12 protein-coding genes are annotated in these 13,430 nt (G+C 58.7%); 1 reads left to right on the top strand and 11 read right to left on the bottom strand.

From position 1 onward, the window contains the following. Positions 1-57: 57 nt before the first annotated feature. From atpB to rpmH, 11 genes are all read right to left on the bottom strand, one after another. A complete protein-coding gene (gene atpB / locus ACNKU7_RS10845; RefSeq protein ID WP_418297001.1) occupies positions 58-999 on the bottom strand; it encodes a F0F1 ATP synthase subunit A in 942 nt (313 codons plus the stop codon). Positions 1,000-1,049: 50 nt separating this feature from the next. Further along, positions 1,050-1,499 (bottom strand): ATP synthase subunit I, encoded by a 450-nt coding sequence (locus ACNKU7_RS10840; RefSeq protein WP_418297000.1) that lies wholly within the window; start codon positions 1,497-1,499, stop codon positions 1,050-1,052. A 183-nt stretch (positions 1,500-1,682) separates the two neighbouring features. Further along, the gene (locus ACNKU7_RS10835) at positions 1,683-2,591 is read right to left on the bottom strand and encodes a ParB/RepB/Spo0J family partition protein (RefSeq protein WP_418296999.1); all 909 of its coding nucleotides are present in this window, start codon (positions 2,589-2,591) and stop codon (positions 1,683-1,685) included. A gap of 20 nt (positions 2,592-2,611) precedes the next feature. After that, entirely contained in the window at positions 2,612-3,418 is an 807-nt protein-coding gene (locus tag ACNKU7_RS10830) for a ParA family protein (protein ID WP_418296998.1), read from the bottom strand. Positions 3,419-3,613: 195 nt separating this feature from the next. Further along, on the bottom strand, positions 3,614-4,258 hold the full coding sequence (rsmG, locus tag ACNKU7_RS10825; protein WP_418296997.1) for a 16S rRNA (guanine(527)-N(7))-methyltransferase RsmG: 645 nt from the start codon (positions 4,256-4,258) through the stop codon (positions 3,614-3,616). A 94-nt stretch (positions 4,259-4,352) separates the two neighbouring features. Further along, the gene (gene mnmG / locus ACNKU7_RS10820; protein WP_418296996.1) at positions 4,353-6,242 is read right to left on the bottom strand and encodes a tRNA uridine-5-carboxymethylaminomethyl(34) synthesis enzyme MnmG; all 1,890 of its coding nucleotides are present in this window, start codon (positions 6,240-6,242) and stop codon (positions 4,353-4,355) included. Positions 6,243-7,006: 764 nt separating this feature from the next. Continuing rightward, positions 7,007-8,380 carry a tRNA uridine-5-carboxymethylaminomethyl(34) synthesis GTPase MnmE gene (mnmE, locus tag ACNKU7_RS10815; protein ID WP_418296995.1) on the bottom strand — a complete coding sequence of 458 codons (1,374 nt, stop codon included), beginning with the start codon at positions 8,378-8,380 and terminating at the stop codon, positions 7,007-7,009. A 105-nt stretch (positions 8,381-8,485) separates the two neighbouring features. After that, positions 8,486-10,174 (bottom strand): membrane protein insertase YidC, encoded by a 1,689-nt coding sequence (gene yidC, locus ACNKU7_RS10810; RefSeq protein ID WP_418296994.1) that lies wholly within the window; start codon positions 10,172-10,174, stop codon positions 8,486-8,488. 31 nt (positions 10,175-10,205) lie between these two features. Further along, a complete protein-coding gene (yidD, locus tag ACNKU7_RS10805) occupies positions 10,206-10,451 on the bottom strand; it encodes a membrane protein insertion efficiency factor YidD (protein WP_418296993.1) in 246 nt (81 codons plus the stop codon). Beyond that, positions 10,448-10,951: a ribonuclease P protein component gene (gene rnpA / locus ACNKU7_RS10800; protein WP_418296992.1), complete on the bottom strand. Its 504-nt coding sequence runs from the start codon at positions 10,949-10,951 to the stop codon at positions 10,448-10,450. The genes yidD and rnpA overlap by 4 nt, the downstream gene beginning before the upstream one ends. A 41-nt stretch (positions 10,952-10,992) precedes the next feature. Then, complete coding sequence (gene rpmH / locus ACNKU7_RS10795; RefSeq protein WP_105102590.1) at positions 10,993-11,127, bottom strand: 50S ribosomal protein L34; 135 nt, start codon at positions 11,125-11,127, stop codon at positions 10,993-10,995. Positions 11,128-11,738: 611 nt separating this feature from the next. On the opposite strand from rpmH, the gene dnaA reads away from it, so the two are divergent. Next, on the top strand, positions 11,739-13,331 hold the full coding sequence (gene dnaA / locus ACNKU7_RS10790; protein WP_418297105.1) for a chromosomal replication initiator protein DnaA: 1,593 nt from the start codon (positions 11,739-11,741) through the stop codon (positions 13,329-13,331). Positions 13,332-13,430 lie beyond the last annotated feature (99 nt).

Here is a 13,430-nt window from a genome sequence, read left to right as displayed (position 1 = left end):
TGATAGTGAGTGAAAAAAGTCAGTAACCCGACAAAACCTTTACATCCGGCACGACCATTACTGGTCGTGCGCGTGCTCCTCTTCCCGGTCGTGCGCCATGGCCATGTATACAGTGGTCAGAACCATGAATACGAAGGCCTGCAGGGTGATGACCAGAATGTGGAAGATAGCCCAGCCCATCTGCAGCAGGCCGGCACCGATAAAGCCCAGCACGCCCACGCCAAACACGATGGCGATCAGGATGAAAATCATTTCACCGGCGTAGAGGTTGCCGAACAGACGCAGACCGAGAGAGACCGGCTTGGCGATCAGGGATACGGCTTCCAGCAGGAAGTTGAACGGGATCAGGAAAATATCGATATACCACTTGCCGGAATGGAAAGGGTGCAGGGTCAGCTCCTTGATAAAGCCGAGAGCGCCTTTTTCCTTGATGGCAAAGAAGATCATCAGTACGAATACCGCCAGCGCCATACCCAGGGTGGCGTTCAGGTCGGTAGTCGGCACCACTTTGAAGAACACGTGATGCGGGTCGGCGCCGGTGATGGCGGAGGTGCCGTGGGCGAATGCCAGGGGCAGCCAGTCAACCGGGATCAGGTCCATCAGGTTCATCAGGAACACCCACACGAATATGGTCAGCGCCATCGGGGCGACCATGCTGTTGCGGTGGGGGAAGGTGTCTTTAACGGTCTTGTCGATAAAGTCGACCACGACCTCGACAAAACTCTGGAAACCGGTGGGAACACCAGCGGTAGCCTTTCTTGCTGCGCGGGCGAACAGCAGGCAGAAAATCAGACCCAGACCGATGGACCAGCCCAGAGTGTCCAGGTGGACAGCCCAGAAGCCCATATCGGCCGCTTCCTGGGAGCTGTGTGCGATAGTCCAGGTGGATTCAGACAGTACGCTTCCATCGGCACGGGTGTACCCGGCAGGAAGTTTACCGTAAGCGAGATTTTGCAGGTGGTGCTGGATATACCCCGTCGCGGTTTGTTCGGCAGCCATAGTTCCTCAACACGTTCTAAGATAAAAAACTTTTTAGGGCGCGCCTGCACTCAAGGTTTTGCGTGCAGGCGCGCCACAAGAATCCATTGCAAAATCACGCACAAGCTGTAGCTGACAAACAGCACCGCTGCGTTCAGCGGTCTCACGGCGGCGAATACGGCCGCAAAGCCCGCGAGGGTCAGCACAAACTTGCCGGTTTCGGCACGGTAGAAACTCATTACCGTGCGCTGGCTTGCGCGCGCGCCGCGGAGCTTTCCGCGTTGATCCGGGGCAAACCGTCCCGAACCCATCAGGTCAAAGGCGCGCAGGCCGAAATACAAATTGGGCAGCACGCAAAGCAGGCCGCCGAGCAGGGCGGAGCACGCGATCACCCGTCCTTGCGTCAGTTCGAGCGCAAGCGCAGCGAGCAAAATTACTGCAAGCTGGATCAGCGAAATCTTTACTACCGGGGGATTACGCATAGGCGGGGCTTGACCGGCCAGATTTTGATCTCCGCCCAAAATTTGGGCGTGCGAATTATGTAGGAAGCAGCCTGCCGATTCAACTGGCAAATCCCGTCAGATGGGCTGTTGTTCGCGCTCTTTTCCTACACAAACTACAAAAAGTTAGCGCCCACTCACAAGCGAAGTGGGCGCCATTTTGGTGCATTGTTTTGGTGCGGGACCACAACCCACACAGCACCGTTAGTCCTCGCTGTACCCGAGATGCGCGAGGATACCGTCGAGCTCGTCGAGGCTGGTGTACTTGAGAACCAGCTTGCCGGCGCCTTTTTCACCGTGGTCAATACTGACCGGTACGCCGATTTTCTCAGCCAGACGCTCGGTAAGACGGCGGATGTTCGGGTCCACTTCGGGCTTTTTCGCCGCAGGTTTGCCTGCCTGCTCCTGTATCTGGCGCACCAGCGCCTCGGTCTGGCGAACCGTCAGGCCGCGATCAACCACCTGACGGGCAGCTTCGCGCTGGCGGTCGCCGGCAAGGCCGAGCAGCGCCTTGGCATGGCCAAGCTCCAGGTCACCGCGCTCGAGAAACGTACGTACCTCGTCGGTGAGGCTAAGCAGTCGCAGCAGGTTGGTGACGGCGGTGCGGGATTTGCCGACCGCTTCAGCCACCTGCTGCTGGGTGAGTTCAAACTCATCTTGAAGGCGCTTGAGGGCAACCGCTTCCTCTACCGGGTTCAGGTCTTCACGCTGGATATTCTCGATCAGCGCCATGGCGATGGCGGCCTCATCAGCCACTTCGCGTATCAGTGCCGGCACTTTATCCAGCCCGGCGAGCTGCGCGGCGCGCCAGCGACGCTCGCCGGCAATGATTTCATATTTGTGTTCGCTGACCGGGCGTACCACGATCGGCTGCATGATGCCTTGGGCGCGAATGGAGTCGGCCAGCTCCTGCAGGGACTCCTGCGGGAAGTCACGACGGGGCTGGTAGCGGCCGCGCTGCAGGAACTCGATCGGCAGGTCGCGCAGCTCGCCGTCGACGCGCTGGGCGATATCGCCATTGCGCTCACCGGTTGCCACCGCAATGGCTTCACTGGCGTTATTGCTGATCAGGTGGGAAAGTCCTTTCCCGAGGCCTTTGCGTTTCGCGGCCATAGTGTTTTTACCTCAAATACTCAAACCGCTTCCGCAATCGGGCGGGAGCCACTGGATTTCTGTGGGTTGCCGTGTCGACGGGTAATTTCGCCGGCGAGGGCGAGGTAGGCAATCGCGCCTTTGGAGTTGCGATCATACTCCAGCGCGGGCTTGCCAAAACTGGGAGCTTCCGCCAGGCGCACATTGCGCGGGATGCAGGTGCGGTACAGGCGCTCACCAAAGTATTCGTTCAGCTGATCGGACACATCGCTGGTCAGGCTGTTGCGCGGGTCGTACATGGTGCGCAGGATACCCTCGATCTTGAGGGTTGGGTTGGCGGCCTGCTGGATCTGGGTGATGGTATCGACCAGTGCCGACAACCCTTCCAGCGCATAGTACTCGCACTGCATCGGGATAATTACGCCGCCAGCGGCACACAGCGCGTTCACCGTCAGCATGTTCAGCGAGGGCGGGCAGTCGATGATGATGTAGTCGTAGTCGGCACTGATCTGCGCCAGGGCGTCACGCAGCCGGGACTCGCGGCCGTCCATTTCCAGCAGCTCCACCTCAGCGGCGGAGAGATCGCCGTTTGCAGGCATCAGATCGAAGCCGCTATTGGTGGCGACAATCGCCTTGCGCGGCGGCAGCAGGCTGGCGAGCACATCGTAGCTCGACAGCTGCAGGTCGCTCTTGTCGACGCCGCTGCCCATCGTTGCATTGCCCTGGGGATCCAGGTCAATCAGCAGCACCCGGCGCTTGTTGGCGACCAGGGATGCCGCGAGGTTCACACAGGTGGTGGTTTTACCCACGCCGCCTTTCTGGTTGGCTACCGCGAAGATCTTACTCAAGGTTTTGGTCCTGTTGTTCCCGGTGGTGGGCACTCCGGCCACCTGCCGGGCTCGCCGCTAGGCCGGATTCACCGGAAGACGCGGCAGCAAAAAACGCATCCGCGAACATCTGCCCGGTGCGCTGGTATCAAATTCAGTTCTTTGGCCGCAACGCCCGCAGGGCACTGCTGGGCCCGGAGGCACCTGCCACCCGGCTCAGGCGGCCCGGGTGAGCACGATCAGGTGGCGCTCGGCATCGCAACCCGGTACCGAAAGGGTGTGCACCTGCTCGACCTTAATGCCTTTTGGCAAAGCACTCAACTCATCTTCCGGCAGCTTGCCTTTCATCGCATAGAAGCGGCCACCCTCCGCGAGCAAATGCTCACTCCCGGCAACCATATCCTGCAGCGAAGCAAAGGCCCGCGACACCACGCCGGCATAGCGCTGGTCCGGTGTATACGCCTCGACCCGCTCGTTCACCACGTTGATATTGCGCAGTTTCAGCTGGCTGGCGACCTGGAACTGGAAGCGGGATTTTTTGCCATTGCTGTCGAGCAGGCTGATCGGGCGCTGCGGGTGCACGATCGCCAGCGGGATACCTGGCAGTCCGCCACCGGATCCTACATCGATCAGCGGCGACTGGTCAGCGGCGCTGGTGCCGCACAGGTTTACCACGCTCAGGCTGTCGATGATGTGGCGCTCCAGCATCTCCGCCGGGTCGCGCACGGCGGACAGGTTGTAGGCGGCATTCCAGCGGGCAAACAGATCGAGGTACGCGAGCAGCGCGTCGACCTGGGCGTCGCTCAGTTCCAGCGCGAGCTGACTGGCAGCCTGCAGCAGGCGGGGACGGAATTGTTGCATGCTTTCTGGTTTCTTCGGTTTATCCCGGCTACGCGACGGTTGAGTGCTTTGACCGGCGCGCGCGGGGTACTTCAATTCTGGGTTTCGCGAGGCCTCAGACGGCTTTTTTGCGCGTCAGCAGGCCCCGCTTTTTCAGCTGAATCAGCAGCAGCGACACCGCCGCAGGGGTAACGCCGGGTACACGACTGGCGCGGGCCAGGGTATCCGGACGGGCGTCGCTGAGCTTCTGCACAACCTCGTTGGACAGACCGGAAACCGCGGCATAATCAAAGTCCACCGGCAACGGCGTGTCTTCATACGCCTGCAAACGTTCGATTTCGTCGCGCTGGCGGTCGATGTAGCCCGCGTACTTGGCGGAAATCTCTACCTGTTCAGCGACCTGCTCATCGGCCACAGGCTCGCCTTTCAGCCCGGCAATGTCGGCATAGCCAAGCTCCGGGCGCTTGAGCAGATCCTGCAGGCTGTACTCGCGAGCGAGCGGCTGGGGCAGCTTCTCCTCGACGCTTTTTGCCGCCTCGCTACCGGGCTGGATCCAGGTTTCCCGCAGTCGCTGCTGCTCAAGTGCGATCGACTCCCGTTTTTCACAAAATGCCTGCCAGCGCAGATCATCCACCAGTCCGAGCTCGCGGCCCTTTTCGGTCAGGCGCAGGTCCGCATTGTCTTCACGCAGCAGCAGGCGGTATTCCGCGCGGCTGGTGAACATGCGGTAAGGCTCCTTGGTGCCGCTGGTGATCAGGTCGTCGACCAACACGCCCAAATAAGCCTCATCGCGGCGAGGTGCCCAGGAATCCTTGTCCTGCGCCTTGAGCGCGGCATTGGCGCCGGCCAGCAGGCCCTGGGCCGCCGCTTCTTCATAGCCGGTAGTGCCGTTGATCTGGCCTGCGAAGAACAGACCCGCAATGAATTTGGTCTCCAGCGATGGCAGCAGGTCCCGCGGGTCGAAAAAGTCGTATTCGATGGCGTAGCCCGGGCGGGTGATGTGCGCGTTTTCAAAGCCCTTGATCGAGCGCACCAGGTTCATCTGCACATCGAAGGGCAGGCTGGTAGAGATGCCATTGGGATACAGCTCATGGGTGCTGAGCCCCTCGGGTTCGATAAATATCTGGTGGCTGTTCTTGTCCGCAAAGCGGTGCACCTTGTCCTCGATGGACGGACAGTAGCGCGGACCGATGCCTTCGATCACACCGGAGTACATCGGCGAGCGGTCGAGGCCGCCGCGGATGATGTCGTGGGTGGATTCGTTGGTGTGGGTAATCCAGCAGCACACCTGGCGCGGATGCTGCCCGCGATTACCGAGATACGACATGACCGGCAGCGGCTGATCTCCCCACTGCTCCTCAAGGCCGCTGAAGTCCACTGAGCGCGCGTCGATACGCGGCGGGGTGCCGGTTTTCAGGCGCTCCACACGGAACGGCAGTGCTCGCAGGCGCTCAGCCAGGGCAATCGACGGCGGGTCACCGGCGCGACCGCCGGAGTGGTTCTCAAGCCCGATATGAATACGGCCGCCGAGGAAGGTTCCCGCGGTAATCACGACGGTCCTGGCGCGGAAGCGCAGTCCGGCGTTGGTGACGACGCCGGTCACGCGATCCTGTTCCACGATCAGGTCGTCCGCCGCCTGCTGGAATATGTCCAGGTTGGGCTGGTTCTCGAGGATGTGGCGGATAGCGGCCTTGTACAGGGCGCGGTCGGCCTGAGCGCGGGTGGCGCGAACAGCCGGACCTTTGCGCGCATTGAGAACACGGAACTGGATACCACCGAGGTCGGTAGCCGTGGCCATGGCGCCGCCAAGGGCGTCTACTTCCTTGACCAGGTGGCTCTTGCCGATCCCGCCTATCGCGGGGTTACAGGACATTTGCCCCAGGGTCTCAATGTTATGGGTGAGCAAGAGCGTACGTGCGCCCATGCGGGCAGACGCCAGGCATGCCTCGGTGCCGGCGTGTCCGCCGCCGATGACAATCACATCATATTGAGTTGGGTAATCCATAGCTGCTCTTGCTGAATTTGCGGTCTGATTTTCATATCCAGGTTGAAACCCGGAGCCGTCGAACCAAGGGCTTGAAAAATCGGCCGCACATTATAGGCACCTTCAGCTGTGCAAAAAAGCGGCACAGTGAAATTTCAGCATTTCAGTTCTTTTCTCTTAATAAATAAATTTATACATACCTTACGTATAAGACTGTGTTTGTATTTATAGTAATTATTAGTGCCCCCCAGTTTCATGTATAACAAGAATAAATCTTTAAAAATCAATAACTTGTGTTGATGATAACCGGGCCTGAAACCCCTGTTCAGACGGGGGGGTAACCGGGGTACAAGGCTGTGGATGAACGGTATAACTTTGAATGTTTTTTGACCGACCAGTACTTATCCCCGTTTCCCTCTCACTTATCCACCCCTTTTTTCCCGCCAGTTCTCCACAGGAGCCAATCTTGCTCTACCGCGGAACCGATACTGTGTATAACTCTGTGGGTTTATGGGATAAAACGCTGTGTTTGACGCGTGGATCAATAGTCCATCTGGATAAGTCTGTGAATTTGTGTGGGCAACTCCTGTGGGCTGGCGTTGGAGAGCATGTAGATGAGTTCCCGGAACTTGAATCGTGACGACTGCATGCGGTCTGGGCTTGCGCGAGAAGTTGGGAACGAAGTGGTGGGCAACGGGTCGGGGAGGGATGTGCCGGAAGGGGGGATGGCCCTGCCTGAGTATCGGCAGGGCCTTTGTGGGCGGTCAGGCGTTGCGGGAAAGGTGCTACTTACCGATGCAGAAGCTGCCAAAGATTTTGCCCAGCAGTTCGTCAGCGGTCATGGCTCCGGTGATTTCCCCCAGCGCCTGTTGGGCGTGGCGCAGGTCCTCTGCGAGGAGCTCGCCAGCTCCGCTTGCGGTCAACTGGGCCTGCCCTTCAACAATGAACGCCCTGGCGCGGGCGAGGGCGTCCAGGTGGCGGCGGCGGGCGCTGAAGTTACCCTCGTTGCCGGCGTGGTATCCCATGCACTCCTTGAGGTGATGTTGAAGCGCCTCCAGGCCCGCGCCGGTTTTTGCGCTGATGGCGACCACCGGTATCCCGTCACTGTGGGCCTGCAAGCCCGGGCTGTAATCGGTCAGGTCGATCTTGTTGAGCACCAGGGTGAGCTTTTCCGGATCCGGCAACTGGCGGGTAAAGTCCGGCCACGCGGTTTCAGGATCGAGGGTGTGGACGTCGCCTGCATCCACAACCAGAAGTACCCGGTCAGCGCCGCGGATTTCATCCCACGCGCGCTGCATACCAATCTGTTCCACCTGGTCCGGTGACTCCCGCAGGCCCGCGGTATCGGCGATATGCAGGGGCATACCGTCGATATGAATATGCTCGCGCAGGACATCCCGCGTGGTGCCGGCAATATCGGTCACGATGGCGGTGTCTTTTCCGGCAAGGGCGTTGAGCAGGCTGGATTTACCGGCGTTGGGTTTTCCGGCAATGGCTACCTGCATCCCCTCACGCATGATGGTGCCCTGTCGCGCCTGGGCTTCGACCAGGTCCAGTTGTGCCAACAGTGCCCGGATATCGGCTGCGACTTTGCCGTCGGCGAGAAAATCGATTTCTTCCTCTGGAAAATCGATCGATGCTTCGACATAGATGCGCAAATGGGTGAGTTGCGTCGCCAACTCTTCGATTTTTTCGGAGAAAGCACCCTGTAGCGAGCGCAGCGCATTTTGCGCGGCCTGCGCGCTGCCGGCGTCAATCAGGTCGGCGATCGCTTCTGCCTGGGTCAAATCCAGCTTGTCATTCAGGAAAGCGCGCTCGGAAAACTCACCCGGACGCGCCTGGCGTGCGCCTAGGTTAAGCAGGGCCGTCAGCAGGGTATCGAGAATCACCGGTCCCCCATGGCCCTGCAGTTCGACGACATCTTCGCCGGTAAACGAGTTAGGCCCGGGGAAAAACAGTGCCAGGCCCTGGTCGAGCAGCTGTTCGCGGTGGGTAAAGTTGCAATAGTGGGCAAAGCGGGGCTGGAAGCTTCGGCCACAGAGTTGTTCGCCAATCGCGCGTGCGTGTGGGCCAGAGAGGCGAATGACGCCGATACCGCCACGCCCGGGCGGTGTGGCAACGGCGGCGATGGTGTCGTTACTGAGACTTTGCTGGGTCATGTTCTGAGTTTATCCAAAAGTCAGAAAGAAGAAGGGCCGCGTAGTGCGGCCCTTTATTTCCATTTGCTCTAGTGCAAACCGCGCTTGTAGCGGGACGCCCTTGGCTTATTTGCCTGCGGCTTCAACCTGCTTGTTGATAAACCAGGTCTGGGCGATGGAGATCAGGTTGTTGGCAATCCAGTACAGTACCAGGCCAGCCGGGAACCACAGGAAGAAGAAGGTCATCATGACCGGCATCAGCTGCATGATGCGTGCCTGGGTTGGATCGGTGGGCTGAGGGTTCAGCTTCTGCATGAACCACATGGTTACACCCATGACCACCGGCAGAATGAAATACGGATCCTTTACGGACAGGTCGTGAATCCACCCGATCCAGGGGGCGTGGCGCAGTTCCACGGTCTCCATCAGCATCCAGTAGAGGCCGATGAATACAGGCATCTGCAGCAGGATCGGCAAGCAGCCGCCCACCGGATTGATCTTTTCCCGGCGGTAGAGCTTCATGGTCTCTTCCGCGAGCTTCTGGCGGTTGTCCTTGTACTGTTCCTGCAGCTTCTTCATCTGCGGAGCAAACTTGCGCATGCGTGCCATGGAGCGCAGGCCCGCCGCGGACAGCGGGTAAAGAAGCGCCTTGATGAACACGGTGAGCAGGATGATTGACCAGCCCCAGTTATCCACGATGTGCTCGTGGATCCAGTTCAGTACCCGGAACATGGGCTTGGCCAGCCACCACAGCCAACCGTAATCGACAGTCAGATCCAGATACGGAGAGATCTCTTCCAGGCGGTAAACATCTTTGGGGCCCGCGTAGAAGCTGGCTTCAACAGTGCCCTGTTGGCCCGGTTCGATGCGCAGTTGTGGGCTGGTAAAGCCCATGCTGTACAGGCCGTTGCCGGCCGGTGCCAGGGTGAAGGTGTTGGTCAGGTCCTGGGCGGGTATCCAGGCACTCAGGAAGTAATGCTGGACCATGGCCACCCAGCCGCCCTCGACGGTTTCCTTGGTGGGCTTGCTGGTAATGTCCTCAAAGTCCTGCTTGAAGTAGTTCTCTTCGCTGGTGTGCAGTGCGGCCCCCAGGAACGGAGACATGCCGATACCCACATCTACAGGGGGTTCCAGGCTGTCGCGAATGATCTCGCCGCACATGCTGGCGAGCAGGGGCTTGTCGCGACCGTTGTCTACCAGGTAGGCGACGTTCACCAGGTAATCACCGCGCTTGAAAGTAAAGCGTTTGGTGAAGGTGATGCCATTCTGGCTCTGCTTGAGGTCGACAGTGAGGGTGTCTTTGCCTTCCTGCAGTGCGTACTCGGTGGCATCACTGCTGAACAGCGGGCGGCCTGCCGTACAGCGGCCGTTGCCGCCGACAAGTCCGCTGCGGGAAACATAGGTGTGGCTGCGGGTCTGGTTCAGCAGGATCAGGGGGCGATCCGGCTGGTTCAGCTCCTCGTAGTATTTGCGCAGCGCGACCTTGACGATATCGCCGCCGTTCGGGTCGATCAGCATACTCAGGGTATCGGTTTGCACTGAGATCAGCTGGGCCTGAGTGGCGCTGCCGACTTCAGGTATGCCACTGCCGTCATTGGTTTGGGTTGAGCTGCTGCCACCTTCCGGGAGTTGGTCGGCATTGGAGGTGTTTGGAGCACTGCCGGGCAGCGCATCACTTTGACTCTGATTGTGGTGAACCACCGTTTTCTGATCGATGGCAGGGGCGTGCTCTTCTTTGAAAGCATTCCACTGGTATACCAGAGCCAGAAGGACCGCGGCGATGCCGCCGACCAGCGTATAGCGTTGCCAATCCATTATTTCGAAAGCCTTGTCGCAGGGGCCGGCATTACTCTGCCGCCCGGGTGTCAGTTTTTTCTTGGGCGGGAGGGACGTGGTCCAGACCGCCGGGATGCCAAGGGTGGCATTTTATAAGGCGGCGCAGGGTTAAATAACCCCCTTTCCAGAATCCGTGAGTATTAAATGCCGTTTCAGCGTAGTGGGAGCAGGTTGGATAGAAGCGGCACTGGTTGCCAACCCAGGGACTGGCAACCAGCCGGTAAAAATGAATCAGCTTGATTGCCAGCCAGGTCATTGGGGGTCTTCCTGAGAGGGAGCACCTGGTGCAGCGGTGTCGGTTTGCGCTGGGCTTTTGCTTTGCTTGCCCGACTTTTGCCGTTTATCCGGCGCCCTGCGTTTACGTGGCTGGTTATTTTGCGCTTGCGGATTGCGCGCGCGCTGATCGAGCTTGCGCCACAATTTTTGCAGCACTTTAGCTAATTCGGCTTTATCGAGTTCGCCGGCTCCGGGGCGTGCAAGTACCACCGCATCCAATGGATACAGTTGTTGCTGCTGCAGTCGGAAAGTTTCGCGGGCGATGCGCTTGATACGGTTACGGCTACAAGCGTGACGGACGTGTTTCTTGGCGATGACCAGGCCCAGACGGGGATGGTCCAGTCCATTCGGACGGGCAAGAATCAGGAATTGCGGGTGTGCTGCTCGGACAGGCGCATCGTCAAATACGACACGATAGTGCGATGCATTAAGCAGCCGCAGCGGCTTGCCGAAAGCGAAGTCGCTGCGCGAGTGCTGCATGCTTTAGTCGGGTGTCTTAAGTTGCTCGCTAGGCGGCAGACTTAGGCACACAGAACCTTACGGCCTTTGGCGCGACGACGGGCAAGTACCTTACGACCGTTTTTGGTGGCCATACGGGCACGGAAACCATGAGTGCGCTTGCGCTTAAGGTTGCTGGGCTGGAATGTACGTTTCATTGTGTTACTACCTGGAGTTGTGTCCTGGAATTTTGCGTATCTAGACCGCCTGCGGCAATCGGCCTTCCCTTGGTTTTCTTTCCTTTTATAGGACGCATGGTTGCGACTTCAAAAAGGGCGCTAACCTGGGAACGGCGGGTTATGCGCTGCGAAGGCGGCGGATTGTATAGAAAGGCATCAGTTAAAGCAATGGAATTTGGCGGCGCGGGAAGGGATTTTTGTTGTTTGCCGTACCGGCTTCTTTATACGGGAACGGCGAGCGCGAGCCGCTGCCCGTTGGGGCAATGCGCGCAAGGCTTTGTATTTCCTCATGTATTGGAAGCCGTGCACTGTTTGACCCCAAGATATCCTCAGATGGCTGTGGATAACTGCAGGGAGATCGACTGTTCAGTGTGTGCAAACATTGTTCAAGTGGCTGAAAAGGCAAGAGTTTTTATTGGTAAAGTTTTCCCCAGACTGCATTTAACTGTGGATAACCGCGGGAGCGCTCTGTATACTGCGCAGCTCTTTTGAGGCAACTTTCAGCGTATTTTGCTGCTACTTCTCGGCCTCATTTCTTGTTTTTGGGGGGTTCCTTGTCTGATTCCGTTTGGAAGCAGTGTTCGGCCTGTATGCAGGACGAGCTGCCGCCGCAACAATTCAGTACCTGGATTCGGCCATTGCGTGTCAGCGACGACTGTGGCGCGGGCGAATTGCGCCTTGTTGCGCCTAACCGCTTTATCCTCAACTGGGTAAGCGACAAGTACCTGGATCGCATTCGCGAACTTGCCTTGCAGTTTAATGGTGGCCAGGCCTTGCATGTCGAGGTCGTCGCCATGGATCGCCGCGCCTCCCGGTTTCGGCGCAACCTGTCATCCGGCAATTATCACAGCAGCGCTGACTCAGTAGCTCCTGGCGCGCGTTCCAGTGCGGATAGCGGAAGCTTCGGGCGTGCACGTGCGCCGTCGCCGAGTGCACCATCCCCTGCGCCCGCCGGTCGCTTTGGTGCGAGTGGTGGTTCCGCGACGCTGTTCGGCGCTGGAGATGCGCAGCTGGATAATGCAGTTGCGGAAGAGGCGGGGGCGGAAATTCTTACTGCAGCTGAGCGCCTGCCTGCCGATATTCACGGTAGTGTCGAAGCGTCAGCGCCCGTGATTCCGGCGCCGGCACCGCGCAAGGTAGAAGTAGAGGGTGCCATCAAGCACGGCAGCTCCCTCAATAGCGGATTTACGTTTGCCTCTTTCGTGGAGGGTAAGTCCAACCAGCTCGGTCTCGCCGCCGCACAGCAGATCGCCGACAACCCGGGTGGTGCCTATAACCCACTGTTTATTTACGGTGGGGTGGGGCTTGGCAAGACGCACTTGATGCATGCGGTTGGCAACGCGCTGGTTCAGCGAAACCCTAATGCCAAGGTGGTTTACCTGCACTCCGAGCGGTTTGTGGCGGATATGGTTAAGGCTCTGCAGCTTAATGCCATCAGTGATTTCAAGCGCTACTACCGCTCCGTGGATGCGCTACTGATTGATGACATCCAGTTTTTTGCCGGTAAAGAACGTTCGCAGGAAGAGTTTTTTCACACTTTCAACGCGCTGCTTGAAGGTGGGCAACAGATTATCCTCACCTGTGATCGCTACCCGAAAGAAATTGACGGCCTTGAGGAGCGCCTCAAGTCCCGGTTCGGTTGGGGCTTGACGGTTGCAGTGGAGCCCCCCGAGCTGGAGACGCGTGTAGCGATTCTGATGAAAAAGGCGGAGCAGGTCGGTGTCGACCTGCCTCACGATTCAGCTTTTTTTATCGCCCAGCGTATTCGTTCCAATGTACGTGAACTCGAGGGGGCGTTGCGTCGTGTGATTGCGAATGCACAGTTCACCGGGCGCGCTATTGACGATATTCTCGTGCGTGAGGCGCTGAAAGATTTGCTGGCGCTGCAGGACAGGCTGGTCAGTATCGATAATATTCAGCGTGTCGTGGCCGAGTATTACAAGATCAAGGTGGCGGATCTTCTTTCCAAGCGCCGCAGTCGCTCTGTGGCGCGGCCGCGGCAGGTGGCCATGTCCCTGGCGAAAGAATTGACCAACCACAGCTTGCCGGAGATTGGTGACGCGTTTGGTGGTCGTGACCATACGACGGTGCTGCACGCATGTCGCAAGATACGCCAATTGCAGGAGTCGGACGGCGACATTCGGGAAGATGTTCGCCTGCTGACGCGTTCGCTGACGACGTGACGGCGAACTGAAACTTAAACTTTTTTATTAAAAAAATACCCGGTATTGCCGAAGTGCAAACTGCCGCGGTAACAACAGCAAAAGACTGGATCAAGGCAA

This window comes from Microbulbifer weihaiensis, from assembly GCF_048323715.1.
Lineage (GTDB): Bacteria > Pseudomonadota > Gammaproteobacteria > Pseudomonadales > Cellvibrionaceae > Microbulbifer.
The sequence above is the reverse complement of the archived record's forward strand: the minus strand, read 5'-3'. Positions and strand labels throughout refer to the sequence as shown.